We start from the raw sequence: 23,824 nt of genomic DNA on the forward strand, positions 1-23,824 counted from the left end.
TTTCGCATCTGCAGCCCGATGAATCCGCTCTTTGAACGTCCGCTTGCGATCGTCGATCTGGAAACCACGGGTGCCGATCCGCATCGGGACCGCATCACCGAAGTCGCGATCGTGCGGGTGGAGGGCGGCGAGGTGGTTGATCGCTGGTCCAGCCTGATCGACCCGGAAATCCCGATTCCGTACCGGATCCAGCAATTCACCGGGATCAGCGACGCGATGGTGGCGGGGCAGCCGAACTTTCGCGCGCTGGCCGACGACATCGCGCAGCGTCTCGAAGGCGCGGTGTTTGTCGCCCACAACGCGCGATTCGACTACAACTTCCTGCGCACGGCCTTCGCTGCAAGGCAGATCGCCTTCGATCCGCCGGTGTTATGCACCGTCAAGCTTTCGCGTGCGCTCTACCCCGAACATGCACGTCACGGCCTTGACGCGATCATCGAGCGCCATGGCTATGTCGTCGAAAACCGCCACCGTGCGATGACCGATGCCGACCTCGTCTGGCGCCTGCTGCAGGATGCAGCCGGCGCCTTCGATGACGACCGTCTGCTGCTCGCGCTGCGGCGCGCAGGCAGCGCGGGCGCCGCGGTGCCCAAGCTGCCCGAGGGCGACCTCGAAGCCCTGCCCGAAGCGCCGGGTGTCTATCTGCTGTTTGGCGCGGGCGGCCAGTTGCTCGCCAGCGGTCGCTCGAACCATCTGCGCTCGAAGGTGTTGGGCCTCTTCACCGGACGCGGCGACAGCAAGAGCGTGAAGCTCGGCAATCAGGTCCGCCGTGTGGAAACGGAATTCACCGCCGGTGATCTCGACGCACAACTGCGCGAGCTGACCCTGCTGCGGAGGCATGTGCCCGAGAAACACCCGACCCGCGCACTCGGCTGGCACTTCGTCCCTAACCGCCGGCGCCCGCCTGTGCTGGAAGAACTCGAACTGCAGGGCAGCGACCCGCTCGAATGGCGCGAAGTGTTCGGCACTTTCCGCGGCCAGCGCGAGGCCGACAACACGCTGCGCGAGCTGGCTTTGCTGCACCGTCTGTGTCCGCAGCGCCTGGGGCTGGAAAACGGCCGCGGCGCGTGTCAGGCCTACGGCTTGAAGCGCTGCGACGGCGTCTGCGTCGATGCCGAACGACCCGAGATCCACGACGCGCGCCTGCTGCGAGCCCTGGCGTCGCTGGCGCCGCGCGCCTGGCCCTGGCCGGGGCCGGTCGCGATCGCCGAACTGCATGAGGCAAGCGGTCGTGCTGCGACGCATGTGTTCGACCAGTGGTGCCATCTCGGCTCGGCGCGCGACGAAGCTGCGCTCGCCGATCTGCTCGAATCGCCGCCACGGCGCGCCTTCGATCTGGAGGTGGCCCGTTTGCTGCAGCGCTGGCTGATGCAGCCGGGTCACGCCTCCGCGGTGCGGGTGCTCGCTCAGCGCGTGGCCTGACGCGCTTCGATCAGCCGCCTCAGTTCGTCCGGCAGCAGGGCGCGCAGTTGCTGGGTCAGCCGCGCTTCGTGCTTGCGCCACGCCACCCCTGCGAACACGATCCCCAGCCCGATCGCGGTGAGTGCGAGCGGGAACAGCCAGCTGTCACGGAAGTAGTGGTGCGACAGGTCGCCCAGCACGATCGCGACGCCCAGCGCGCCGAATACCACGAAGGTGCGCCGCACCAGCACCGCGCCGATACCGATCAGCAGCAGGTTGATCGCGAGGTAGATCAGCTTGCCGGACAACAAGCCGGAGCCGAGTGAGCTGAGCCCGCCCCAGAACGCCATCAGGCCGAACAGGTAGAGCCAGAACGGGTAATCCTTGCGCGAACGGCTGCGCAGCTCGACCCAGAAGGCTACCAGCAGCATGATCAGGCCGAAGGCCAGCGAGAACCACTTGCGGAAGGTCCATGAGGCTTCGCTCCAGTGGTAGTTGTCGTCCGCGGCGAGGATGAAGACGGCGAGGTCCATGCTCATGTACCACAGCGTCACCGCGATCGGCATGACCAGGAAGGGCGTGCGCCAGCGGTAGAGCATCAGCGTGCCGGCGACCAGCGTGGCGAACTCCAGCGTGATCCAGCGCCAGTCGATGTACACGTGGTAATCGCGGTAGCCCTTGATGTGCTCCGCTTCGGCCCATAGCCCGAAGGCGTTCTGCAGGCCCCACACCGCCAGCGGCACCAGCACCACGATCAGCGCGGCCATGATCCCGCTCGGCACCGCCAGCCCCATACGCTCGAAGCGTTCCGCCAGCTTCCATGCGACGCCCGCATACAGCAGCGCGATGAAGAAGATGCCCCAGCCGCCGAATTGCTCCCAGCCCAGCGTCATGAACAGCGACATGGCGCCGATCGCGAGCAGGCCACCGAGGTAGTACAGCACATGGGTAAAGTCGAAACGCGGTGCGTCGGGGTCGCCGGCGCGGCGGGCGGCAAGGAACTGCCACAGTGCGTCGGCAGACTCGGCGGGCAACAGACCGGCCTGGCTGGCGGCATCGAGGTCGGCGCGTTGAATGCGGAGCGTCATGTCTGGCCTTCGGGGCGGAGCGATGGCGCCATTGTGCCTGCACGCACCGGATGCTCGCGTGGCGGATTCGCTGTCGAGGTACGCGCGGCCGCCGGTATCATTTCCTGATACGCACTACTGGCCAGCCACCATGACCCAAGCTGTGGAAGTCGTCGATCTGCTGAAAGCCGCACTCAAGGCGCGCGGCATCACCTACGCCGAGTTGGCCCGTCGCGTCGGGCAGTCAGAGGCCAGCGTCAAGCGCTGGTTTGCGCAACGCAACTTCACCTTGGCGCGGCTCGATACCGTGTGCGATGCGGTCGGCATCGACTTTGCCGAGCTGACCGGCGGCTTCGATCGCGAGGCACGGCTGGTATCTCGGCTGACCGTCGCGCAGGAGCGCGAGATCGTCAGCGAGCCCAAGCTCTTCCTCGCGGCCTTGTCCGCACTCAATCTGCTCGGTTTCGAGGACATGCTTGCGCTCTACGAATTCGAGCGCGCCGAGTTGATCGGCCTGCTCGCGCGGCTCGATCGCATCGGCTTCATCGAGTTGATGCCTAACAACCGGATACGTTTGCGTGTGGCCCGCACCTTCTCGTGGACGCCGAACGGGCCGATCATGGAAGCCTTCAAGGACAACGTGGCGGACTTCTTCGCGAGCGACTTCGCTGGCGCCGGCGAGGCGATGTTTCTGCTCAACGGGCGCCTTACGCCCGGTGCGCGTCATGCGCTGGCCGAACGCCTGAAGAAACTCGCGCGTGAGTTTGCGGAGCTGCATTGGGACGAGGGCACGCTGCCGCAGAGCGAGCGCCAGCCGGTGAGCCTGTTGCTCGCTTGCCGGCCGTGGCAGGTTGCGGCGATCCGGCCCTTCATTCGCACCACCCCGCAGCGCAAGGCGCGCTGACACATCTGTGGAGCATGAGATGTTCAAGAATCCGGACACCAACGCGTTACGCGCGGCGCTGGGCAAGGTGAAGACGATCGCGATCGTCGGCGCATCGCCCAAGCCCGAGCGGCCCAGTCACACCATCGGCGCCTTCCTTAAGCAGCAAGGCTATCGGGTGATTCCGATCCATCCGGCGGCGGCGGAGATCTTCGGCGAGAAGGTCTACAAACGCCTGTCCGACGTGCCCGAGAAGATCGATCTGGCGGACTTCTACATCAACGCGGCGCGCGTCGGGCCGATGGTGGACGAAGCGGTGACGCTCGGGATCTCCTTCATCTGGATGCAGGACCATGTTGTCGACGAGGCGGCCGCTCAGCGCGCACGCGATGCGGGCGCCACGGTGGTGATGGACGACTGCATCTATCGCCGCTGGCGGCAGCTGTCTGAATGATCGAGCCGCGCTGGCCTGTGGGACAATTGCACACATGAAACTCCGCTTCACGAAAATGCAGGGCTTGGGCAACGACTTCGTCGTGATCGACGCGGTGCGCCAGCCCTTCGAGATGACGCCAGAGCGGGCGCGCTTCTTGGCCGACCGCCGCTTTGGCGTGGGCTGCGACCAGATCCTGATCGTCGAGCCAAGCCGCCTGCCCGGCGTCGACTTCCGCTACCGCATCTTCAACCTCGACGGCGAGGTGGAGCAGTGTGGCAACGGCTCGCGCTGTTTTGCGCGCTATGTGCGCGACAAGGGCCTCACCGACAAGGACGAGATCCGCGTCGAGACGCTCGCGGGCGTGATCTCGCCGCGGCTCGGTGCCGATGGGTTGGTGACGGTCGATATGGGCGCCCCGGTGCTCGATCCGGCGCGCATCCCGTTCATTTCCGATACCGATGCGCCGGCCCAGCCGCTGGACGTTGCGGGCGAGACGATCACGATCGGTGCGGTGAGCATGGGCAACCCGCACGCGGTGCAGGTGGTGGCCGATGTCGATAGTGCGCCGGTCGCGACGCAAGGTCCGCTGATTGAGCACCACCCGCGCTTTCCGGCGCGGGTGAACGCCGGCTTCATGCAGGTCGTCGACCGCCACACCATTCGTCTGCGCGTGTTCGAACGTGCCGCCGGTGAAACGCTCGCCTGCGGCACAGGTGCCTGTGCGGCGGTGGTGTCCGGCATTCGCCGTGGTCTGCTCGACAGCCCGGTGCGCGTGCATGCGCGCGGCGGCGAGTTGAGCATCGCCTGGGCCGGCCCGGGCCAGCCGGTGCTGATGACCGGCCCGGCGGTGACGGTATTCGAAGGTGAGATCGAAATCGATTGATGACTGCGGTGGCACTCCACCGCGGAAACGAGGTTTACACGCATGACCGATCACGAAGTCGTTGGCTATCTGCTGGCGCACCCCGAGTTCTTCAACGAGCAGCCTGCCTTGCTGGCCGAGCTGGCGGTGCCGCATCCCGATACCGGGCAGGCGATTTCGCTGACCGAGCGCCAGCTGCTGGCGATGCGCGAAAAGCTGCAGCTGCTGCAGGACAAGATGGCCGAGCTGGTGCGTTTCGGCGAAGAGAATGATGTGATCGGCGAGAAGGTGCATCGCCTCACGCTCGGCCTGCTCGAATGCAACAGCGTCGAGGCGGTGGTCGGCGTGATCGACACCCATCTGGTCGAAGACTTTGCGGTGCCGCATATCGCGCTGCGGATTTGGAACAGCATCATCCAGCGCGACACGGTCGAGTTTTCGCCGGTCTCGGAGGAGTTCCGTTTCTTCGCGGCCGACTTGCGCCACCCCTACTGCGGCCCGGCCACCCAGCCCGAGGTTTGCGGCTGGTTCGGCGAGGCGGGCAACCATGTGCGTTCGGTGGCGCTGCTGCCGCTGCGTCGCGACGGTGTGGTGTTCGGGCTGCTGGCGCTGGGCAGCGAAGACATCGAGCGCTTCTACCCCGAGATGGGCACGCTGTACGTCGCGCGCATTGCGGATCTGGTGAGTGCCTCGTTGCTCAACCACCTCGGTTAGCTCGACACGCCGGTGACCATGTCGGTCTCGATCGAATCGATCAGGGCAGAAGACATCGTTGCATTCCGGATGGCGGTCGATAGCGTTGCGCGCGAGGGCCGTTTCCTTGCCAGCTACGAAGCGCCATCGCTCGAAGCCGTCGAGCGATTCGTCCATACCAATCTCGAACATGGTTACCCGCAAATCGTTGCGCTGGCCGACGGCGCGCTGGTGGGCTGGTGCGACATCACGCCGGAAGGTCGCCCGCTCAAACGTCACGTCGGGCTGCTCGGCATGGGCGTCGTCGCCGCCTGGCGCGGTCGCGGTGTCGGCAATGCGTTGCTCAATGAAGCGCTGACCCGCGCGGCGCAGGCGGGTTTCCTGCGGATCGAACTGTCGGTGCGTGCCGACAACGCCGCGGCGATGGCGTTGTACCGCAAGCATGGCTTCGTGCAGGAAGGCATCAAGCGATTTGCCGTGCGGGTGCCGGATGGCTTTGAGGATGTCGTGATCATGGCGCGGCTGTCGCCAGCACTGGCTTGAGATGCAAACGCAGGACGAAGCGGACTTTCCTGCGCCGGTACAGCAGTGGCTCGACATGCTGGCTTTCGAGCGCCGGCTCGCAGCCCTGACGCTGCAAGCCTACCGGCGCGACCTGCGCGCCTTGCTCAGTCTTTCCGCCGGGCGCGCGCTCGAAAACCTGTCGCCCCACGATATCCGCCGTTACGTCGCGCGCCTGCATGCGCAGGGGCTGAGCGGGCGCTCGATCGCACGTCACCTGTCGTGCTGGCGCGGCTTCTTCGGCTGGTGGGCGAAGAGCGGTGCGCTCGGCGCCAACCCGGTCGTCGGCATCCGCCCGCCCAAATCGCCCAAGGCCTTGCCGCAGGCGCTGTCGCCGGATCAGGCGGCGGCACTGCTCGATGCGCCGCAAGCCGCCAACGACCCCTTCATCACCCGTGACCGGGCGATCTTCGAGTTGTTCTATTCCTCCGGATTGCGGCTGTCCGAACTCGCGAGCCTTGACCTTGGGCCGGCGCTGGATCTGCGCGAAGCCGAGGTCACGGTCACCGGCAAACGCAACAAGACGCGCACCGTTCCGGTTGGCGCGCAGGCGCGCGAGGCAATCGCAGCCTGGCTCGCCGAGCGTGCCAAACATGCCCGTGCGGACGAAGTCGCACTGTTCGTGAATACCCGGGGTGCGCGCATGGCGCCGCGCAGCATCCAGCAGCGGCTGGCACTGTGGGCGCAGCGCAGCGGGCTGGGCGTGCACGTGCATCCGCACATGCTGCGCCACAGTTTTGCGACACACCTGCTGCAGTCCTCCGGCGACCTGCGCGCGGTGCAGGAACTGCTCGGGCACGAGAGCATCGCGACCACGCAGATCTACACCCACCTCGATTTCCAGCACCTCGCCAAGGTCTACGACGCCGCCCACCCGCGCGCGCGCAAGAAGCCCTGATGCCTGCCGCGGCAACGGCCGTGCGCTGTCGCGATCGCACAAGACGTCGCATCGCCCCGCCGGACTATGCTGATCGCCCATTCTTCAGGAGACCGTGCATGCAGGGCATCATCCGACTCAAGCGCCTCGGCTTCGCTTCTTTCCTGATCCCGCTCGCGCTGCCACCGCTCGGGTTGCATTGGGGGGCGCAGTTTGGCGTGCCGGCGCTCGGTGCCTGGCTGACGGTGTTCGTCGTGTTCGGCCTGGTGCCGCTGCTCGATGCGCTGATCGGTCGCGACACCGCGAACCCGACGGCGGATGAAGAACGCGTGCTGCTCGCCGACCGCTGGTATCCGCTGCTGACGCTGCTCGCGGTGCCGGCGTGGTCCGTGCTGCTGGTGTGGGGCATCCACGCGGTGGCTACCACCGGGCTGGGTGTGGTCGGCATCCTCGGTCTGCTCGTGTCACTCGGCACGATCGGCGGTGCCGTGGCGATCAACGTCGGTCACGAACTGGTGCACAAGACGAATCGCGGAGAACGTGCTGCCGGCGGCTGGCTGCTGGCGAGCGTGGGCTACGGCGGTTTCAAGATCGAACACATCCGTGGCCATCATGTCGACGTGGCAACGCCACGCGACACCTCGACCGCGCGCCTTGGCGAGAACGTGTATGCCTTCCTGTGGCGCGCCTTCACGACCAACCCGGCGCGCGCCTGGGCGCTGGAGCGTGCGCGCCTGACGCGGCGCCAGCTGCCTTGGTGGCGCAACGAAATGCTGCTGCTGTGGGGGCTGACCCTCGCCTGGGCGGCGGGCTTCGGCATCTGGCTCGGGCCGTTCGCGATCGTGGTCTACGCGGTGGTGTGCATCGGCTCGATCGCGCTGCTCGAAATCGTGAACTACCTCGAACACTACGGCTTGCTGCGGGTGCCGCTGGCGAACGGGCGCTATGGCCCGGTCACCGAGCATCACTCCTGGAACAGCCCCTTCCTGCTGACCAACCTGCTGCTGTTCCAGCTGCAGCGGCATTCCGACCATCACGCGCATGCGGTGCGGCGCTACCAGATCCTGCGCCATATGGAAGCCGCGCCGCAGTTGCCGGCCGGCTACGCGACACTGGTCGTGCTGGCGCTGGTGCCGCCCTTGTGGCGTCGGCTGATGGACCCGCGCGTCGCTGCCTGGCGCGCCGCGCAGGGTATTGCGCCGAACGCCTGATCAGTCCGGCAGGCCGTCGGACAACCAATTGACGTGCGTGAATTCGAGCTTGCTCGGTGGTGTCAGTGCCAATGCCTGCCAGCTCTCGCGCTTGCCGGCGTCGAGCTTGAGCACCGCACACTGGCGCTTGCTCTTGATCGGCAGCGTTTCTTCGCCGGCCGTCGTGATCAGCGTGGCATGCGCACCCTCGCGCTCGAAACAGGCACGGATCGCATTCGGTTCTGCGATCAGCAGGCGGAAGTACCAGGGAACGATCTCTTTCATCAGGTGAATGGCCTGATCCCGCGAGATCAGCGCATCGGCGTAGGCGATGCGTTCTGCATTCGGAAACTCGGGTGACAGGGTCAGGTGCACCTGCAGGCTGCCCTTCTTCTGGTTGGTGACGAACTCGGCCTTGTCGGCCAGCGCCGCCTCGGAGCGCGGCACGTCGATGTCGCCTTCTTCACCCAGCGGAACGGGAATGTCGGTCTCATCCCCGACCAGCCGGATGCGGATGTCGGAGGCCTTGACCGACTTGTCCGCCGATTTGATCTGCATGCGCATCCGCACCTTGTCGTGCGGCACCTTGTCCACCTGGGTAAAGAACTTGTACGCGTCGGCGTAGGGCATGATCGCCGGGTCGCGTACGCCCTTCACCACGATCTTGTCGGACACCAACGGCGCATCTGCGGGTGCGGGAGGCACTTCGTCGCAATAGGCGGCGAGCGGGAACAGCAGCAGGGCGAGGCAGATGGGCTTCATGGCAGGTCTCGTCAATGGGGCCTGCGCATGTTCAGCGGCGATTGGATCGCCAACGTGTCGCAATCGTAAGAATTTGTCAGTGCTGCAAGGTCAGCGCCAGCGCGATCGGCAGGAAGATCAGCGCGAACAGGTTGCCGATCATCACGATCGAGGCGACCTTCTCCGGCTCCTGCCGGTAGCGCTCGGCGAAGATGAAGTTCAGCACCGCGGGTGGCAGCGCGCCGAAGACGATCACCAATGCGCGCTGCAAGGGCGGCAGGTCCGCCACCGACACCACCAGCGCCGCAATCGCAAGGCCGCTGAGCGGCCGCAACAGCGCACCGCCGACACCGATGCGCCAGGCGTGGAAGTTGGCGTCGGTGAGTCGCACGCCGAGCGAGAACAGCATCAACGGAATCGCGATGTCGCCGACCATCCGGATCGCCAGCAGCAGCGGCGCCCAGACCGTGATGCCGGCCGCGCCGACCGCGATACCGGCGAGCGTCGCGAGCACGGAAGGGACTTTCCAGATCGTCGCGAGCCGGGTCTTGTGGTCGAGCAACCACGCGCCGTACGAGAAATGGAGCAGGTTCGAGACCATGAACATCACCACTGCCGGCGCCAGCGCCTGTTCGCCGAAGGCCAGCACCGCGAGCGGCAGGCCGAGGTTGCCGCAGTTGTTGAACATGGTCGGCGGAACCAGTGTCTTCACCGCCACGCCGCTCAGCCGCGCCGCGACCCAGCCGACGGCGCCGAAGGCCACCACCATGAAGACCGAAATGCCGGCGAGCGGCAGGAATTCGCCGAGCCGGAAGTCCTTGGACACCAGCGCGGCAAACACCAGCGCCGGGATGAAGACATCCATGTTGAGCTTGTTGGCGATCGTCAGATCCGGTTTCGCGCGGCGCCCGACCAGCCAGCCCAGGGCAATGATGGCGAAGAGCGGGAACAGAATCGAGACGATGCGCAGGAACATGGGGCGGGCCGCGGTAAGGAGCGTCGATTCTAGCTGCCGGCCGGCGTTCGGCGATCCGCCTTGATCGCTTCGGCAGGCGCCGGTACAACAAAAAGGGGCGCCGGAGCGCCCCTCGTTCAGACTGGTGCGACGCTGCTCAGAAGCGGTAGCCGACGCCTACGCCAATCAGCCACGGATCGATGTGCAGCGTATCGACGACGGTGTCGCCGGCCTTCACATCGGTTGCGATCCACGTCTTCTTGACGTCGGCGTTGAGGTACCACTGCTTGCTCAGTTCGTAGTCCATACCGACCTGCAGCGAGCCGCCCCAGCTCGAACGTTCGATGTCCACGCCCGGCACGATCAGCTTCACATCCCAGAAGCGGGTGTAGTTGATGCCCGCGCCGACGTAGGGTTTGAAGGCGCCCATCGGGAAGTGGTACTGCAGCATGAAGTGCGGCGGCAGTTGCGTTACTTCGCCGATCTTGGTGCCGCCAAGCTCGATGTCATGCGTCTGCGGAATCGACAGGACCACTTCGAGCGCGATGTTCTCGGTGAAGAAGTAGCTGATGTCGAGATCCGGCAGTACCTTGTCGCTGGCGGTGACTTCCGCGCCGAGCAGGTTGTTCTCGTTGCTGTTGTCGTTGGTCATGCTCACGATGCGGCCGCGAACCAGCCAGTTGCCGTCGGCGGCCGTTGCCGTGCCTGCCATGAACATGCCTGCCGTGATCGCCCCCGCGATCGCAGCCTTGATGATGCTGGACATAAATCCCCCGATTAATGAATTGGTGCTGTGCAGAAAGACTGCACGCTCAGTGTGGTTTTCATGTCCCGCTGGCGCTTGATCGCAATCAAGTGTTCCAATTCGTATGTGGCCAGAAGCGACACAGGTGTCGCATCGCCGCAACGGCATTGCCCTTCCCATCAATGAGCACACGCATGACTTCGCACCCCTACTGGCTGGCTGATGTCTTTACCCGGCAGGCGTTTGCCGGCAATCCGCTGGCGGTGTTTCCGCACGGCGATCTGGTCGATCCAGCGATGATGCAGGCGATCGCCAGCGAACTGAACCTCTCCGAAACCGTCTTCGTGCTGCCGCCGGACGATCCGGCGCATGCCGCGCGGGTGCGGATCTTCACCCCGGCGAGCGAACTGCCGTTTGCCGGGCACCCGACGATAGGCACCGCGCTGCTGCTCGCCAGCTTCGCGCCACACGCGCTGCCCGACGGCGAACATCTGCTGGTGCTCGAAGAGGGCGTTGGTCCGGTGCCGGTGCGGGTGACCATGCAGGATGGCGAAGCCCTGCGGGCGGAGTTCAACACCGCGCAGGCCCCGCAATTCAAGCCCGCGCCGCCTGACGCGTTGATCGCGCAGATGCTCGGGCTACCGGACGATGCGATCCTGCCCGGCAGTGGCGTCGCCTCATGCGGCGTCCCCTTCCTCTGCGTGCCGCTGCGCGATCGTGCCCAGCTTGCGCGCGCCGTGCCGAATGGCTCGGCGATGCATCAGGGGCTCGACGGCCTTGCGAGCGGCGTATATCTGTATTGCGACGATGGGCAGAACCCCGATCTGCTGCACGCTCGCATGTTCGCGCGCGGACTCGGCATCGGCGAAGATCCGGCGACCGGCTCGGCCGCCGCAGCGCTCGGTGGTTTGCTGGCATCGCGTGACGCCCGCGATACGGCCGAACTGCGCTGGCAGATCTCGCAGGGCGAAGACATGGGTCGCCCGAGCCGCATCGATCTCTCGGCATCGCGCCAAGGGGGGGCGATCGCCGCCGTGCGCGTCGGGGGCCAGGCAGTCTTCATCGGCGAAGGCCGACTCATAACCCCTTGAACCCGGACAGGACTCACACATGGACATTCAGCGCATCGGCCTCACGCCACGTTATGCAGACGCCGTGGTGCACAACGGCGTCGTTCACGCCGTCGAAGTGCCCCCGAGCGAGGAAGGCGACATCACCCGCCAGAGCAGCGCACTGCTCGAAGTGCTGGCCGCGACGCTAGAACGCGCAGGCAGCGGCAAGCACCGACTGCTGACTGCGACGATCTACCTGATTGATATGGCCGATTACGACGGTTTCAACGCGGTGTGGGACGCCTGGCTTGCGCCCGGATGTGCGCCCTCGCGCGCCTGCGTGAAGGTCGCGGGGCTGGCGCGCGCTGGCTGGCGCGTCGAAGTCGTGGTGTCGGCGGCGGTCGGCTGAGACCTCAGGTCTCAGGGGCCGGGACTCGCGTCTTGGGCCCACACGACCCGCAGGCAGGGGTAGCGCCCGCCATCCGGCATGTCGTGGATTTCGCGCGTCTGTTCGATACCGCCCACGCGCGCATAAAAGCGACGGGCGGCCACATTGCCCTCGAGCACCCACAGGTGGTAGCGCGGCGCGCCCAGATCGCCGATGCGCTGCTGCAGCGCTGCCATCATCTGCCGTCCGAGCCCCTCGCCTCTGAGCGTTGGCCGAACATGCAGGTTGTCGATCAGTGGTCCCCACGCCGGGTCGGCAAGCGGGCAGAGGCTGGCGAAGCCACGCAGACCGCGCGCGTCCTCCAGCACCCATGCTTCCAAAGGGGCATCGCGGCCTTCCACAAGCCGCGCGTGCCACAGCGCCGCGCGTTCGGCGAAGACCGTTTCATCGAGGTAGGCATCGTCGAGCAGCCCGCGATAGGCCGCGCGCCAGCTGTCGGCGTGCAGCCGCGCAATCGCAGCGGTGTCGGGCGCGCCGGCACGGCGCAAGCGCGGCCCGTTCAATGCTGCATGTGCTTGTGTGCCGACGCGTCGCCAAGCGGGCGCACTTCGGCTTCCACCGCCACCTGCTCGCGTTTGCCGCCGGTCTCGATCTCCAGTGTCAGCGGTACCTTGCTGCCTTCCTTCATTTCCTTTTTGAGGTCCAGCAGCATCACGTGATAGCTGCCCGGTTTGAGCTCGACCGGCTTGCCCGCCGGCAGCGGCAGCTTCGCAATGGCACCCATCTTCATCGTGTCACCGACCATCTTCATCTCGTGGATCTCGACCTTGCCGGCAACCGGGGAAGCTGCACCGACGAGCGCCGCGTCGCCGGTGCTGGTCAGGGTCATGAAAGCGCCGGTGGCTTTCTGCGATGGCGTCGTGCCGCGCACCCAGGCACCTTCGATCTTGAGGTCGGCTGCGCCTGCGCTGGCGGCGCCGAGCGCGAGCAGGGTGGCGAGAAGCAGCGAACGCATGAGGACTCCTTGTGGGTTGTGGGATACCGAGGCGCTGATTCTAGCCCCGCGCTATGCTGATCGCCTCACCAGCAAGGAGACCCTGCATGGATCAGGATCCCGGCGCACGTACGCGCATCGACAAATGGCTCTGGGCGGCGCGCTTCTTCAAGACCCGCAGCCTTGCCACCGAGGCGGTGGAGGGCGGCAAGGTGCGCATCAACGGTTTGGGCGTGAAGCCGGCGAAGGACGTGCGACCGGGTGACCGGGTCGCCTTCAGCAACGGCCCCGTCGCGCGCGAAGTCATCGTGCGCGGTATTTCGGACAAGCGCGGATCGGCGCCGCTGGCCCAGCAGCTGTACGAGGAGACCGCAGAGAGCATTGCCGCGCGCGAGGCCGCGGCGGATGCGCGGCGCCTGAAAGTGGAGCCGGCCGCTGAACGCCACGGCCGCCCGACCAAGCGCGAACGCCGCGACTACGATCGCTGGCGCGAATGAGTCGCGCCGGTCGCATTCTGTAAGAAACGTGAGCCCTCAGCCCGCGCCACCCGCGCTAGAGTGAAAGCATGGAACGCTTGCCGCTTATCTGGGTGATCGACGACGACCCCGACCTCCGCGCCCTGCTCGCCGAATATCTCGACCGCGAGGGCTTCGATACCCGCGTCTTTCCCGACGCGGCCGACCCGATTCGCCGCTTGCCGCGCGAGCGCCCCGACCTGCTGGTGCTCGACCTGATGATGCCGGGCGAGGACGGGCTCTCGGTGTGCCGCCGCATCCGTGCGACCGGCGACGATGTGCCGATCATCATGCTGACCGCCCGCAACGACCCGATCGACCGCGTCGTCGGTATCGAGATGGGGGCCGACGACTATCTTGGCAAGCCCTTCCTGCCGCGTGAATTGTCGGCCCGCATCCGCGCCGTGCTCAAGCGGCGCCAGGCGCCGCGCGCCGGCGCACCGATTCCGGAAGAAGAGGCGGTGTGCTTCGGCGAGTGCCGCCTCGACCTCGCATCGCGCAGCCTGTGGCGGCGCGGCGAGCGGATCGAGATGACGACCGGCGAATTCGCGCTGCTTGCCGCGCTCGCCCGCCACCCGCACCAGCCGCTGACCCGCGAACGCCTGATCGAGATCGCCCGCGGACCGGAATCGGAAACCTTCGAGCGCAGCATGGACGTGCAGATTTCGCGCGTGCGGCGCCTTGTGGAACCCGATCCTTCGCGGCCGCGCCACATCCAGACCGTGTGGGGCGTCGGTTACGTCTTCGTGCCGGAGCCGCCGGACGCCGTTTCCGCATGAACCTGTTCCAGCGCTGGTTTCGCTCGCTCAACCTGCGGCTTGCGTTGATTCTCTTCCTCGCCCTGGGTGGCAGCTACGCGTTGATGGTGTGGTTGTTGCAGACTCGGGTCGCTGATCTGCGGATCAGCCACGCGGCGGAGGTGCTTGCCGGCCGGGTGCGTGATGCGGAAGCCCGTCTCGCGGCGCGGCCGGAGGACGCCGCTGCGACGGGCCCCGGCCAGCGCATCGTCGAGGCAGAGGATCCGCCAGGGTTCCAGCGTGGCAGCTGGCGGCATGGCCCGCCGGCGCCAGAGGGCGACGCGCCGCCGCCGATGCGCCGGCAAACGCCCGACGACCCGCCCGGGCCGTCGGCACCGCCGCCGGGCGACGCCGACGCGCGGGGACGATTCGGCCACCTGCACCCGCGCGTGTTTCCACTGGCCCAGCTTGATCTTGCGCTGAACAGGGAACTCGGCCGTGTGGTCGAGTTGCGGCCGGGAGGCGTGCGCGGAGAGGGGCCCGGGCTCTGGATCCGCCTCGCCGGCAACACGCCAAGATGGCTATGGGTGCCCGCTTCGAGTCTGCCGATGCTCGCACCGCTCGGACGCTTCGAACTGGTGCCCTTGATTCCGGTGCTTGGCTTCATCGTCGCCTTCGTTGCAGCGTTGTTCCTCGTCGTGCAGGTGAACAGACCCCTGCGCCGATTGGGCGATGCGCTCGGAGAGGTCGGTTCCGCCAGCGCGCCGCAGCCGCTCGCGCTCAGCGGTGCCAACGAGATCCGCCTGCTGGCCGGCCGCTTCAACGACATGCTGGCGCGTCTCGGCCGGCTCGAAAGTGACCGCACGACCATGCTGGCCGGCATCGCGCACGATCTGCGCACCCCGCTCACGCGGCTGCAACTGCAGATCGAACTCGCCGCCGGCGCGCAGGGAATCGACGCGCCACGCAAGGCCGCAATGCTGCGCGAACTCGATCAGCTCGGCGAGATCATCGACCAGTTTCGCCTGTTCGCCGGTGGCGCCGCAGGCGAGCCGATGGAGATGCGGGAACTCGCGCTGTTGTTGGAGGAAGTGGCCGAGCCGTGGCGCGCGCAGGGCCTGCAGTTGGCACTGCAAGACGGGGTGTATGCGCGGGTTCGCCCTGCGGCCCTGCGGCGCGCGCTCGGCAATCTGCTCGGCAACGCCTTCGCGTATGGGGCGCCGCCGGTGGTGCTGCAACTCGTTGCGGAGGCCGACCACGTGTGTATCGAAGTGCGCGACCAAGGCCCGGGCATCGCGGCAGATCGCCTGGATGAAGCGCGGCGGCCGTTCGCGCGGCTTGATCCGGCGCGTGGCGGCAGCGGCCATAGCGGACTCGGTCTCGCCATCGTCGAGCGCCTGATCGGCGACATGGGCGGCCAGCTCGAACTGCTGAGCCCGCCGCAGGGCGGCCTGTGCGCGCGCTTGCGGCTGCCGCGCGCGGCGCCGAACGCCGACTAGTCCGATGCCGCTTGCGTCAGCGCCATTGCGACTGCAACTGCAGGCCCGGGCGACGGGCCGCAGCACAGCGCGTCTTGGCGCCTGCTGCGGCGGTCCCGCTTCGCGCCCGGGACCAGGTTCACACTGACCGCGTTCGAGATTGCCGTGCAGTGCCGCCCACGCCCGGTGAGCGGTCGACGTCTCAAGGCGCCATCGTTTCCGGTGTCACCTCCCAGCCTGCGTCGATGCCGCCTGGCAGCATCTGCCCGCGATCTTCGCCGACCTCTGCGTCGATCAGGCGGTTGAGCTTCTCGTTCATGGCGACCATGAGATCACGCTGGGGCTTGCTGCCCGCTGCGAGGTTGGTCATCTCCAGGGGGTCGGCCTTCGCATCGTAGAGTTCGACGTCGTTGAAGCGAAGCAGCTCTTCCAGGTTTGCGGGTCGGTTGTGGTGCTTCGGCGAGAAATAGCGCGCGAATACGTACTGGCCGTCATACACCATCCTCACCGCGCCGCGCTTGCTCATGTCCGGGACGAGCCCGGCTTCCTTGAGTTTTTTCGGGTCGCCGCCCTGCTTGATGTGGGCGACGGCCTTGTAGAGGTAGTCGCCATCGAGGTAGGCGAACATGTTGTAGTTGAACAGCGCCCCGTCGCGCACCGCGTTGACGGCGGCGTGTTCGGGGGCGGCGAGGACGCTCGAAAAGTCCTTCCCGGGGAGATCTTTGGTGATGGCGGTGCGCTTCTCCGGCGTCACGCCGGTCAATGCGACCAGCGTTGGTGCCAGATCGACGTGGGAGGTGAGCGTGCGGCATTGCTTGCCACCGGCGTAGGCGGGATGCGCCACGATCAAGGGCACGTGATTCTGTTCGCGATAGGACACTGCGCCCTTCGCGTGCAGCATGTGGGCGCCGTCCATGTCCCCGTGGTCTGCGGTGAGAACGACGATGGTGCGATCGGTGAGTCCGGCAGCGTCGAGTTCGGCGAGCACGCTTGCAATATTGCGATCAACGTCGCGCAGGCAATTGAGGTAGTAGTTGTGCCGCCGGCGCCAGCGCGTTTCTTCATTCGGAATCTCACCTACCAGCGCATCATGCGAGCGCAGGAAGTCGCGGTGCGCCGGGGGGCGCCCGGGTGCGTCCAGCGGTTGCGCATGATTCGCCGGAAGATTGAAACGCCATTGCTTGGCATACAGCGGATCGTTCGGCGCACGCTCGACATGTGACAGCGCGCGCGTGGCCTGGTGGGGTGCGCCGGGCTCGTCGGTATCGAAGAACATGACGTCGTGCGGGTTGACCAGGTTCACGGCCAGAAACCAGGGCTTGCCCTGCGCCGCCAGCTCGCGCCCCTTGCCGCGCAACCAGCTCGCGGACATGGCCGCCGTCACGCCATCGTGCAGGTAGCCGCCCTGATGGTGCGCGATGATGTCACCCACGCCCATATAGTCCGAGAAACCGTAAGCCTCCATTTCCTCGGTGAAGATCTTTGTCAGCGAACCGAGTTTGTTGACGGTCTCGAATTCTTTCGTCAGGTGCCACTTGCCTTTGTAGGCGGCGTAGTACCCGGCATCGCGCATCATGTGCCCGAGCGTGCGGATCTCGGTCGACATGCTGTTGATCCAGGGAAAGTTCGTGTTGTCGAACATCCGGGTGTGCTGGATGTGCTGTCCGGTGTAGAGCACCGAACGCGATGGCGTGCACACACAGGAATTGATGCGGTGGTTGGTGAAGGTCGTTCCCTGCCGCGCCAGCCGTTCATGGGCGGGCAGGCTGAACCCGACCGGCAGTTCGCCGGGGCGAAAGAAGCGCTCCTGATCGGTCAGGATGAACAGGATGTTGTAAGGGCCGGCGGCGCGGGTGCGCCGCGGCGGCGTGGGCGAGGTCTCGCTTGCCGCCGTGGCCGGGTTGATGGCGCCTCCGACCGCGCCAAGCCCGAGCGCAGTGACGCTCGCGCTGGTCAGGCCCAGGAAGCCTCGTCGCGTCAGTTGGGCAGGCTGGTTCTTCTTCTCCGTCATGGCAGATCCCTTCTCTCTGTTGGTCATGCATGGCTGGTCGGCGCACGCCCTTTGGCGTGGCGTACGGTTTGAATGCGGTTGCGCTTATCGCTCGATGCGGATCAGTTGCCCGCCATCGGTGAGCAGGTAGAGCCAGCCGTCCGGCCCTTGTTTGACGCATCGGATGCGCTGTCCGAGCGCGGCGAACAGTTTTTCTCTTGAGGCTTCGACATTGCCGTTGAGCTCGACCCGCCACAACGCGGTGCCGGCGAGGGCGCCGAAGAAAACGCTCTTCTGCCATTCCGGGAACTTGCTGCCGGTGTAGAAGGTGAGCCCGGCCGGTGCGACCGAGATCGGCACCCAGTAGCTCACCGGCTCGGTGTAGTCGGGCGCGTGGGTGCCGCCGCCGATGCGGCAGGCGTCGCCCACCGGATCGCCGTAGTTGCAGCCGTAGCTGCGGATCGGCCAGCCGTAGTTGTTGCCGGCGCGGATCAGGTTCAGTTCGTCACCGCCCTGCGGGCCATGCTCGGTTTCCCACAACTCGCCTGTTGTCGGGTGGATTGCAGCGCCCTGCGGGTTGCGGTGGCCGTAGCTCCAGATTTCCGGCCGCGCGCCGGCGCTGGCGAAGACCGGGTTGCCGGTCGGGATGCTGCCGTCGCGGTTGATGCGGATCACCTTGCCGAGGCTCTGTGTCAGATCCTGTGCCGGGCTGCCCTTCTGGCGCTCGCCGAGGGTCACGAACAGCGTCTTGTCGCTGCGGAAGGCCAGGCGCGAGCCAAAGTGCCCGCTGCCGCTGACCTTGGGCACCTGCCGGTAGATCACCGCGATCTCCTGCAGTGTGTCGCCGACCAGCTTGCCGCGTGCCACGGCGGTGCCGGCCAGCCCGGCTTCGGCGCCGCTGCCCGGTTCGGAGTAAGTCCAGTAAACCCACGGTGTCGTGTTGAAGTCCGGGTCGAGTGCCACGTCGAGCAAGCCGCCCTGGCCGTCGGCGATGACGGGCGGCAGGTTGTTCAAGGTGGCCTGCACCGTCGCGCCGTCGGCGCTCAGGATCACCATCGTGCCGGCCTTTTGTGTCACCAGCATGCGGCCGTCGGGCAGGAAGGCGAGGCCCCAGGGCGAGGCGAGCGCGCTGTTCAGCAGCACCGTCTTGGGCGGCGTCGTCGGCGTCGGTGTAGGAGTTGGCGCGGGGACGACAGGCGTTGCGGCGTCGCCGCCACCACCGCAACAGGCAACGACGCTGCAGGCGCAGGCGATCAGCACTGCAAGGCAGAGCCGCGCTTCAAGGCGCTCAGACGGCAGGGCGGGCGAATGTCGGGTCATTGCGTCTGGCCTCCGGCAGGCGGGCCACGATGCGGCCCGAGCGGCGATCCTGCACCGCCGCGCTGCCCCCGACAATACGCGCTTGTTCTACATCTGCTTGAACAGATGTCCGAAACTGCGGCTGACCTCAAGCTTTTCCGGGTTGCCGCGCACCGACACCATCAGATGGCCGCGCTCGTCGCGGGTCACCGCCGAGATCGCATCCACCTTCACCAGCGTCGCACGGTGGATCTGCCAGAACTCGTCCGGGTCGAGTTCGGCCACCAACTCGCGGATCGGTTTGCGGATCAGCGCCTCGAATTCCTCGGTCTGCACCCGGGTGTATTTTTCGTCCGAAGTGAAGAACAGGATCTCGCGCGTGGCGATCATGCGGATCGCATTGCCGACGCTGGCCTGGATCCATTTCAGGTAACTTTTCTGCGTGCCGCCGTTCATGCTTGCGGCGAGCTTCACCAGCATCTGGTTCAGGTCGGGCGGCGGCTCGACCAGACGCGCCTTGAGGCGCTCGACGGTGCGTGCGAGTCGATCCTGCTCCACCGGCTTCATCAAATAATCGACTGCGCCGCGCTCGAAGGCCTCTACCGCGTACTGGTCGTAGGCGGTGACGAACACCACATGGGCGTGCTGGCACACCTCGCGTGCCGCCTCCAGGCCGGTGCGGCCGGGCATGCGGATGTCGAGGAAGGCGATGTCCGGCTTCAGCGTCTCGGCCATCTCCACCGCTTCGTCGCCGTTCTTGGCTTCGCCGACGATCTGCAGTTCGGGCCAGGCCTCGGCCAGCGCGAGGCGGATCTGGTCGCGCATCAGGCGTTCGTCGTCGGCGATCAGGGCGGTGGGCATGGTTGGACTCTCGTCGGTGAGGCAGTCGGGAATGGTCAGAATTATCGCGGAGAGCGCTCACACCTTAAAGCGGAACAGGACACAGGCTTCGCCATGGATCGTCCTGGCAGAAGATTCCAGTCGATCCACCGCACAGGCCGCCAGCACGCGTTGCCAGAAGGCGCCGGCAGCGTGGTTGGCCGCGAGGTGATAGATCTCCCAGTTGCCCCGGTGCAGGCGGAACAGTTGGCGCACGGCGGCGCTGCCGTGCCCGCGGCCGCGGAAGCGCCGAGCGATGAAGAAGTAACCGAGGTTGAAGTCGCTGTCCGCATGTTCGCATTCCGCATCGACGATGGCGAAGCCGGCAAGCTCGCCGTCAACCCGCATCAGGTAGGCGCTGGTGCCGGGCTGCGCAAGGTAATCGCGCTTCGGGCGGATCGCGTAGCTGCCCGCCTCGCTGAAGCGGACTTCGCAGGTTTCGCTCAGATCGTAGTTGTAGAACTGCATCAACGCTTCGATGCGTTCAACGTCGTCCGGGCCTGCGGCGACGAGTTCGAGTTGGGGCGCTGTGGGCATCGTGGCTTGATTCATGGGGCCCACCCTTTCGGGTGGGCCGGTGGTGTCAGCAAACCTTCGTCTGCTGTGCGTCGTCGTCGCGGTAGGGCAATTCGATCGTGGCGACGGTGCCGCCGCCTTCGTTCGGTGTGAGCGTCAGCGATGCGGTGTTGCCATACAGCAGGCGCAGGCGCTCGCGGATGTTGGCGAGGCCGACGCCGTCCTTGGCATCTGCGGTGAAGCCGACACCGGTGTCGCTGACTTTCACGCGCAGCTTGCCGCGGGCGACTTCCGCCTTCACGTCGATACGGCCACCCTCCGGTTTCGGTTCAAGGCCGTGCTTGATGCAGTTCTCGATCAGCGTCTGCAGCATCATCGACGGAAACTCCGCGCAGCTGAGGCCTTCCGGCGCATCGAAGCTGAACGCGAGCCGCTCTTCCATGCGCACCTGCATGATCTCCAGATAGGCCTGCGACATCTTCACCTGGCGGCCGAGCGTGCTGCGTTGGGCGTCGTCGCGCATCTGCGGAATCGCCGCACGCAGGTACTGAATGAGCGTCTTCTGCACCTGCGAGGCGCGTTGCGGATCGGTACGGATCAGCTGGTCGACCGAGGCGAGGGTGTTGAACAGGAAGTGCGGTTCGATCTGCGCCTGCATCGCGTGCAGCTTGGCGTCGGCCGCTTCCCGTTCAAGGCGGGCCATGTCGGCGGCGATCCGGGCGCTGCCGGCATCGAGTTCGGCGCGGCGCTTGCCGCCCGCCAGCAGCTTCATGATCGCGAGGCTGACGATGACGAGGAAGGCGAGCGGTGCGAAGTCGAATTTGCGCTGGGTTTCCTGGGCGCGTTCGGTCGCCGCTTCGATCTCGTCGCGAATGCGGTCTTCAATTTCCTGCGCCTTTTCCGGCGAGATGCCCGGCACGCCGCGCAGCTCCGGCACGTTGATCTCGACGTCGGTATTGTCTTCGCCGTCGGTGACCTTGATGCCGTCGAGGCCGATCTTCACATGCTGCGAGACCTTGCCGTTCTCGTCGCGCTCGACCACTTCGATACCGCGCGGCCCGACTTTCACGTCCTGCGCGGCTTTGCCGTGCCGGGACTGGGGGGCAGATTGGCCCGCCTGCGGGGCGCTGCCATCGATATCGGGCGTGCCCGCCAGCTCCGGCGGCATGACGGGCTCGGACTCCCCGGCCTTGGGCAGCGGCGGCAAGGGCGGCAGCGCCGGTTTCTTCATGCTGTGATCGCCACGGATGACGGTCACGACCTTGTCGCGCTTGTCCGGTGCGACGAGGGTGTTCGCCACCCCGGCGGCGATCAGCAGCAGCAGGCCGAGCAGCAACAGGCGGCCCCAGGTCAGCCCCTGCAGCCAGGTGTGTGACCGCGTCGCGGCGACGCCAACAGGCTCACCTGCGCGTGGCATCGGGGACTCGAAGCTGTCCGGCGTGCCGCGGTTGGCCGAAATGCCGTCGACACCGATCTTCACTTGTTTGGTGACGATGCCGTCGCTGTTGCGGCGGGTCACTTCTATGCCATGCGACCCCACCTCGACCTGTTTTGCGCCCGACTCGACGTGGATCGGCATGCCCTGGCTGCGGGGTTTTGCGCCGCGCGCGATCTTGGCGGCAATCAGTATCAGGATCGCGGACATCACGATGCCGACGACTTCGCCTTTGCCGGTCAGGGAATCCGCCGCGATGCCCGCCGCGGCGAAAACGAAGATGCTGACGAAAATCAGCCGCCACCAGCCGACGACCGCCAGCCACTCCGAAAGGCGCTGCCAGCGTTCTCGGAATTCGGTTTTCAGGCTCTCGGGGCCGACCAGCCACAGCTTCCAGCCGAACAGCGCCACCGTCACCGAGACGGCTGCGAACACCGAGAACCCGGCGCGCATGCCGATCGCGACGCCGATGATGCGGTGCAGGATCAGGAAGCCAAAGCCGAGCAGCAGCAGCGAACTCCAGGTGGTACGGCTGATCCAGCTTTCCACGCGCTTGTGAGCGTCGGCGGCGCGAGTGTCCTTGGGGTCGGTCATGGTGTGTTCCGTGGAGGGTTCAGCAGGCCTTGTGGGCCAGGATGGGGGCGGCCGAGACCGCGACGATACCCGAGTGCGTCCCCGGGAAGGGCGGCAGCGGGCTGCCGAAGGCGACGTTGACCAGCAGCAGGATGGCCGCGGCAACGAGCAGGGCGAAGAGGGTGGAGCCGTTCATGGTGGGCCTCGTTTCGGGTGTCGGCGGCGGGTAGCAGCCGATGAGGCGCACTCTAGGCGGGGCCCGGACGCGGTGCAGCCGGGCTGCGACGAACTGCAGCCCGGCGGGGCTGAACTGCAAAAACCGGGGCTGATCGGTGCCCGGTTTTCGCCCGCGTTGGCTCAGAACAAGGTCAGGAATCCGTCCGCGAAGAACACGATGCCGACCAGACCGACCGGCAGCGCCGCCCACCAGATCCGCTTGCGCTTCATCAGGCCGGCAATCGAATTGAGCAGGATCGCGACCTGCAGGAACATCACCGCAAGGCCAAAGGGCCGGCCGTGGCGCTTGGCCTCATCGCGTTCGGCCTCCAGTGCGCGGGCTTTCTGCTCGATCTCCTTGCGCTCGGTGTCGTAGGTGCGGATGCGCTGGGCGTAATCGGCGATGCGCTGGTCGAAGGCCTCGACCGCCGGGCTGCCGGCGGGCACCAGCATCTTCTGCAGTTGCAGCTGTTCGAGCTGAAGCTGGTAGAGGTGCTGTTTGGTGCTCTTGGCCTGGTAGAAGGCCCACTGGTCGGAGGCCAGCGTCTGGTTGATCACGCTCTGCGTCGAAAAGCCGCCGCCCTTGAAGGTCGACAGCGTTGCGCAGACCGCCAGCACTACGGTTGCCAGCGCCATGTGGTTAAGCCAGGGTTCCTTCTTTTCCTCGGTCATCGTGCCTGATCCAGTGTCGGGTTCGTACAGACCGCCCATGCGGCGGCGGGCGGCATGGTAGCGGCTGATTCCGTTTGGCGGGGCGGGCAGAAACACTTTGAGCGGATTTCGTCGGCGGCGCGCCGTGGCGGCTGGCATCATGGCGCGCTCGATGCCGCCTTTCCGGCCCGCCCGTTTCCGGAGTTTCCCGATGTCCGTTTCACCGCTGCGTTTTGCCCTGTTGCTGCTGACCCTGCTGACCGCGCTGACCGCGCTGACCGCGCTGACCGCCTGCAACCGGCTCGACCCCGATTCGCCTGTCGCCCAGCGCCGCAAGGTGTTCAAGGAGATGACCAAGACCCGCGAACACCTGATGGACTACGTGAAGGCGAAGAAGGACTACGACGCCGACACCGCGATCCGCGAGGCGGAGACCCTGCAGCGTCTCAGCCGCCAGCCCTGGGCCTGGTTCCCCGAAATGAAGACGGGCGACGCAGGCCGAGCCAAGGATGCGGTGTGGCAAAACCCGGAAGCCTTCCACCAGCTCGCCAAGCAGGTTCAGGACGATGCCGATGCGCTGGTGGCTGCCTCGCACCAACGCTCGCTCGACGCGCTGAAGCCGGCGACGAAGAAGCTGGAGCAGACCTGCACCCGCTGCCACGACCAGTTCCGGCAGTCCTGACGTTCATG

The 23,824-nt window shown here is 66.4% G+C and carries 27 protein-coding genes; 14 read left to right on the top strand and 13 right to left on the bottom strand.

The annotated features are described in order from the left end of the window. Positions 1–18: 18 nt before the first annotated feature. A complete protein-coding gene (locus GGR36_RS16615; RefSeq protein ID WP_183635903.1) occupies positions 19–1,422 on the top strand; it encodes an exonuclease domain-containing protein in 1,404 nt (467 codons plus the stop codon). On the opposite strand, the gene GGR36_RS16620 is transcribed toward GGR36_RS16615, so the two are convergent. Continuing rightward, positions 1,407–2,489: a DUF2157 domain-containing protein gene (locus tag GGR36_RS16620; protein ID WP_183635904.1), complete on the bottom strand. Its 1,083-nt coding sequence runs from the start codon at positions 2,487–2,489 to the stop codon at positions 1,407–1,409. The two genes, GGR36_RS16615 and GGR36_RS16620, sit on opposite strands and share 16 nt — an antisense overlap. A gap of 130 nt (positions 2,490–2,619) precedes the next feature. Here GGR36_RS16620 and GGR36_RS16625 point away from each other — a divergent pair, with 130 nt between their 5' ends. From GGR36_RS16625 to GGR36_RS16655, 7 genes are all read left to right on the top strand, one after another. Beyond that, positions 2,620–3,372: a helix-turn-helix domain-containing protein gene (locus GGR36_RS16625; RefSeq protein ID WP_172201526.1), complete on the top strand. Its 753-nt coding sequence runs from the start codon at positions 2,620–2,622 to the stop codon at positions 3,370–3,372. A gap of 19 nt (positions 3,373–3,391) precedes the next feature. After that, positions 3,392–3,805 carry a CoA-binding protein gene (locus tag GGR36_RS16630; RefSeq protein WP_183635905.1) on the top strand — a complete coding sequence of 138 codons (414 nt, stop codon included), beginning with the start codon at positions 3,392–3,394 and terminating at the stop codon, positions 3,803–3,805. A 34-nt stretch (positions 3,806–3,839) separates the two neighbouring features. After that, positions 3,840–4,670, top strand: a complete 831-nt coding sequence (dapF, locus tag GGR36_RS16635; RefSeq protein ID WP_172201522.1) for a diaminopimelate epimerase — start codon at positions 3,840–3,842, stop codon at positions 4,668–4,670. 42 nt (positions 4,671–4,712) lie between these two features. Further along, positions 4,713–5,363: a DUF484 family protein gene (locus GGR36_RS16640; RefSeq protein WP_183635906.1), complete on the top strand. Its 651-nt coding sequence runs from the start codon at positions 4,713–4,715 to the stop codon at positions 5,361–5,363. Between the two features lie 18 nt (positions 5,364–5,381). After that, positions 5,382–5,885: a GNAT family N-acetyltransferase gene (locus tag GGR36_RS16645; protein ID WP_183635907.1), complete on the top strand. Its 504-nt coding sequence runs from the start codon at positions 5,382–5,384 to the stop codon at positions 5,883–5,885. 1 nt (position 5,886) lies between these two features. Next, complete coding sequence (gene xerC, locus GGR36_RS16650; RefSeq protein ID WP_183635908.1) at positions 5,887–6,801, top strand: tyrosine recombinase XerC; 915 nt, start codon at positions 5,887–5,889, stop codon at positions 6,799–6,801. Positions 6,802–6,899: 98 nt separating this feature from the next. Next, positions 6,900–7,991, top strand: a complete 1,092-nt coding sequence (locus GGR36_RS16655) for an alkane 1-monooxygenase (RefSeq protein WP_183635909.1) — start codon at positions 6,900–6,902, stop codon at positions 7,989–7,991. Here GGR36_RS16655 and GGR36_RS16660 read toward each other — a convergent pair whose 3' ends face one another. The 3 genes from GGR36_RS16660 to GGR36_RS16670 form a co-directional block, all read right to left on the bottom strand. Further along, positions 7,992–8,732: a hypothetical protein gene (locus GGR36_RS16660; RefSeq protein ID WP_183635910.1), complete on the bottom strand. Its 741-nt coding sequence runs from the start codon at positions 8,730–8,732 to the stop codon at positions 7,992–7,994. Positions 8,733–8,808: 76 nt separating this feature from the next. Further along, positions 8,809–9,687, bottom strand: a complete 879-nt coding sequence (locus GGR36_RS16665; protein WP_183635911.1) for an AEC family transporter — start codon at positions 9,685–9,687, stop codon at positions 8,809–8,811. A gap of 136 nt (positions 9,688–9,823) precedes the next feature. Beyond that, positions 9,824–10,432: an OmpW/AlkL family protein gene (locus GGR36_RS16670; RefSeq protein WP_207064475.1), complete on the bottom strand. Its 609-nt coding sequence runs from the start codon at positions 10,430–10,432 to the stop codon at positions 9,824–9,826. 173 nt (positions 10,433–10,605) lie between these two features. Here GGR36_RS16670 and GGR36_RS16675 point away from each other — a divergent pair, with 173 nt between their 5' ends. Continuing rightward, positions 10,606–11,502: a PhzF family phenazine biosynthesis protein gene (locus GGR36_RS16675; protein ID WP_183635912.1), complete on the top strand. Its 897-nt coding sequence runs from the start codon at positions 10,606–10,608 to the stop codon at positions 11,500–11,502. A gap of 19 nt (positions 11,503–11,521) precedes the next feature. Then, positions 11,522–11,872, top strand: a complete 351-nt coding sequence (locus tag GGR36_RS16680) for a RidA family protein (protein ID WP_183635913.1) — start codon at positions 11,522–11,524, stop codon at positions 11,870–11,872. An 11-nt stretch (positions 11,873–11,883) separates the two neighbouring features. On the opposite strand, the gene GGR36_RS16685 is transcribed toward GGR36_RS16680, so the two are convergent. Then, positions 11,884–12,399 carry a GNAT family N-acetyltransferase gene (locus GGR36_RS16685; protein ID WP_183635914.1) on the bottom strand — a complete coding sequence of 172 codons (516 nt, stop codon included), beginning with the start codon at positions 12,397–12,399 and terminating at the stop codon, positions 11,884–11,886. Between the two features lie 11 nt (positions 12,400–12,410). Next, on the bottom strand, positions 12,411–12,866 hold the full coding sequence (locus GGR36_RS16690; protein WP_183635915.1) for a copper chaperone PCu(A)C: 456 nt from the start codon (positions 12,864–12,866) through the stop codon (positions 12,411–12,413). 86 nt (positions 12,867–12,952) lie between these two features. Between GGR36_RS16690 and GGR36_RS16695 the strand changes: the two genes are divergently transcribed. The 3 genes from GGR36_RS16695 (at position 12,953) to GGR36_RS16705 (ending at position 15,596) form a co-directional block, all read left to right on the top strand. Next, positions 12,953–13,342 carry an RNA-binding S4 domain-containing protein gene (locus tag GGR36_RS16695; protein WP_183635916.1) on the top strand — a complete coding sequence of 130 codons (390 nt, stop codon included), beginning with the start codon at positions 12,953–12,955 and terminating at the stop codon, positions 13,340–13,342. A 68-nt stretch (positions 13,343–13,410) separates the two neighbouring features. After that, complete coding sequence (locus GGR36_RS16700) at positions 13,411–14,139, top strand: response regulator (protein WP_183635917.1); 729 nt, start codon at positions 13,411–13,413, stop codon at positions 14,137–14,139. After that, on the top strand, positions 14,136–15,596 hold the full coding sequence (locus GGR36_RS16705; protein ID WP_183635918.1) for an ATP-binding protein: 1,461 nt from the start codon (positions 14,136–14,138) through the stop codon (positions 15,594–15,596). The genes GGR36_RS16700 and GGR36_RS16705 overlap by 4 nt, the downstream gene beginning before the upstream one ends. Before the next feature lie 181 nt (positions 15,597–15,777). Here the strand turns inward: GGR36_RS16705 and GGR36_RS16710 are convergent, their stop codons facing one another. From GGR36_RS16710 to GGR36_RS16740, 7 genes are all read right to left on the bottom strand, one after another. Further along, positions 15,778–17,586, bottom strand: coding sequence for a sulfatase family protein (locus GGR36_RS16710; RefSeq protein WP_183635919.1), 1,809 nt, complete (start codon positions 17,584–17,586; stop codon positions 15,778–15,780). Positions 17,587–17,670: 84 nt separating this feature from the next. Beyond that, positions 17,671–18,885 (bottom strand): PQQ-dependent sugar dehydrogenase, encoded by a 1,215-nt coding sequence (locus GGR36_RS16715; protein WP_183635920.1) that lies wholly within the window; start codon positions 18,883–18,885, stop codon positions 17,671–17,673. 87 nt (positions 18,886–18,972) lie between these two features. After that, positions 18,973–19,725, bottom strand: coding sequence for a LytR/AlgR family response regulator transcription factor (locus tag GGR36_RS16720; RefSeq protein WP_183635921.1), 753 nt, complete (start codon positions 19,723–19,725; stop codon positions 18,973–18,975). A gap of 57 nt (positions 19,726–19,782) precedes the next feature. Next, positions 19,783–20,280, bottom strand: coding sequence for a GNAT family N-acetyltransferase (locus GGR36_RS16725; protein WP_207064477.1), 498 nt, complete (start codon positions 20,278–20,280; stop codon positions 19,783–19,785). Positions 20,281–20,326: 46 nt separating this feature from the next. Then, positions 20,327–22,288 carry a sensor histidine kinase gene (locus GGR36_RS16730; RefSeq protein WP_183635923.1) on the bottom strand — a complete coding sequence of 654 codons (1,962 nt, stop codon included), beginning with the start codon at positions 22,286–22,288 and terminating at the stop codon, positions 20,327–20,329. A gap of 19 nt (positions 22,289–22,307) precedes the next feature. Continuing rightward, positions 22,308–22,463 (bottom strand): hypothetical protein, encoded by a 156-nt coding sequence (locus GGR36_RS16735; RefSeq protein WP_183635924.1) that lies wholly within the window; start codon positions 22,461–22,463, stop codon positions 22,308–22,310. A gap of 161 nt (positions 22,464–22,624) precedes the next feature. Beyond that, a complete protein-coding gene (locus tag GGR36_RS16740) occupies positions 22,625–23,296 on the bottom strand; it encodes a DUF4337 domain-containing protein (protein ID WP_242533282.1) in 672 nt (223 codons plus the stop codon). A gap of 49 nt (positions 23,297–23,345) precedes the next feature. Here GGR36_RS16740 and GGR36_RS16745 point away from each other — a divergent pair, with 49 nt between their 5' ends. Then, on the top strand, positions 23,346–23,816 hold the full coding sequence (locus GGR36_RS16745; RefSeq protein ID WP_183635925.1) for a c-type cytochrome: 471 nt from the start codon (positions 23,346–23,348) through the stop codon (positions 23,814–23,816). The last annotated feature ends 8 nt before the right edge of the window (positions 23,817–23,824 follow it).

It is taken from the genome of Niveibacterium umoris (assembly GCF_014197015.1).
GTDB lineage: Bacteria > Pseudomonadota > Gammaproteobacteria > Burkholderiales > Rhodocyclaceae > Niveibacterium > Niveibacterium umoris.

What these genes read in the sequence shown, in the direction of transcription:
- GGR36_RS16615 (WP_183635903.1), top strand. Translation starts at nt 19, where the DNA reads ATGAATCCGCTCTTTGAACGTCCGCTTGCGATCGTCGATCTGGAAACC.
- GGR36_RS16620 (WP_183635904.1), bottom strand. Translation starts at nt 2,489, where the DNA reads ATGACGCTCCGCATTCAACGCGCCGACCTCGATGCCGCCAGCCAGGCC.
- GGR36_RS16625 (WP_172201526.1), top strand. Translation starts at nt 2,620, where the DNA reads ATGACCCAAGCTGTGGAAGTCGTCGATCTGCTGAAAGCCGCACTCAAG.
- GGR36_RS16630 (WP_183635905.1), top strand. Translation starts at nt 3,392, where the DNA reads ATGTTCAAGAATCCGGACACCAACGCGTTACGCGCGGCGCTGGGCAAG.
- dapF (WP_172201522.1), top strand. Translation starts at nt 3,840, where the DNA reads ATGAAACTCCGCTTCACGAAAATGCAGGGCTTGGGCAACGACTTCGTC.
- GGR36_RS16640 (WP_183635906.1), top strand. Translation starts at nt 4,713, where the DNA reads ATGACCGATCACGAAGTCGTTGGCTATCTGCTGGCGCACCCCGAGTTC.
- GGR36_RS16645 (WP_183635907.1), top strand. Translation starts at nt 5,382, where the DNA reads ATGTCGGTCTCGATCGAATCGATCAGGGCAGAAGACATCGTTGCATTC.
- xerC (WP_183635908.1), top strand. Translation starts at nt 5,887, where the DNA reads ATGCAAACGCAGGACGAAGCGGACTTTCCTGCGCCGGTACAGCAGTGG.
- GGR36_RS16655 (WP_183635909.1), top strand. Translation starts at nt 6,900, where the DNA reads ATGCAGGGCATCATCCGACTCAAGCGCCTCGGCTTCGCTTCTTTCCTG.
- GGR36_RS16660 (WP_183635910.1), bottom strand. Translation starts at nt 8,732, where the DNA reads ATGAAGCCCATCTGCCTCGCCCTGCTGCTGTTCCCGCTCGCCGCCTAT.
- GGR36_RS16665 (WP_183635911.1), bottom strand. Translation starts at nt 9,687, where the DNA reads ATGTTCCTGCGCATCGTCTCGATTCTGTTCCCGCTCTTCGCCATCATT.
- GGR36_RS16670 (WP_207064475.1), bottom strand. Translation starts at nt 10,432, where the DNA reads ATGTCCAGCATCATCAAGGCTGCGATCGCGGGGGCGATCACGGCAGGC.
- GGR36_RS16675 (WP_183635912.1), top strand. Translation starts at nt 10,606, where the DNA reads ATGACTTCGCACCCCTACTGGCTGGCTGATGTCTTTACCCGGCAGGCG.
- GGR36_RS16680 (WP_183635913.1), top strand. Translation starts at nt 11,522, where the DNA reads ATGGACATTCAGCGCATCGGCCTCACGCCACGTTATGCAGACGCCGTG.
- GGR36_RS16690 (WP_183635915.1), bottom strand. Translation starts at nt 12,866, where the DNA reads ATGCGTTCGCTGCTTCTCGCCACCCTGCTCGCGCTCGGCGCCGCCAGC.
- GGR36_RS16695 (WP_183635916.1), top strand. Translation starts at nt 12,953, where the DNA reads ATGGATCAGGATCCCGGCGCACGTACGCGCATCGACAAATGGCTCTGG.
- GGR36_RS16700 (WP_183635917.1), top strand. Translation starts at nt 13,411, where the DNA reads ATGGAACGCTTGCCGCTTATCTGGGTGATCGACGACGACCCCGACCTC.
- GGR36_RS16705 (WP_183635918.1), top strand. Translation starts at nt 14,136, where the DNA reads ATGAACCTGTTCCAGCGCTGGTTTCGCTCGCTCAACCTGCGGCTTGCG.
- GGR36_RS16710 (WP_183635919.1), bottom strand. Translation starts at nt 17,586, where the DNA reads ATGACGGAGAAGAAGAACCAGCCTGCCCAACTGACGCGACGAGGCTTC.
- GGR36_RS16715 (WP_183635920.1), bottom strand. Translation starts at nt 18,885, where the DNA reads ATGACCCGACATTCGCCCGCCCTGCCGTCTGAGCGCCTTGAAGCGCGG.
- GGR36_RS16720 (WP_183635921.1), bottom strand. Translation starts at nt 19,725, where the DNA reads ATGCCCACCGCCCTGATCGCCGACGACGAACGCCTGATGCGCGACCAG.
- GGR36_RS16725 (WP_207064477.1), bottom strand. Translation starts at nt 20,280, where the DNA reads ATGCCCACAGCGCCCCAACTCGAACTCGTCGCCGCAGGCCCGGACGAC.
- GGR36_RS16730 (WP_183635923.1), bottom strand. Translation starts at nt 22,288, where the DNA reads ATGACCGACCCCAAGGACACTCGCGCCGCCGACGCTCACAAGCGCGTG.
- GGR36_RS16735 (WP_183635924.1), bottom strand. Translation starts at nt 22,463, where the DNA reads ATGAACGGCTCCACCCTCTTCGCCCTGCTCGTTGCCGCGGCCATCCTG.
- GGR36_RS16740 (WP_242533282.1), bottom strand. Translation starts at nt 23,296, where the DNA reads ATGATGCCAGCCGCCACGGCGCGCCGCCGACGAAATCCGCTCAAAGTG.
- GGR36_RS16745 (WP_183635925.1), top strand. Translation starts at nt 23,346, where the DNA reads ATGTCCGTTTCACCGCTGCGTTTTGCCCTGTTGCTGCTGACCCTGCTG.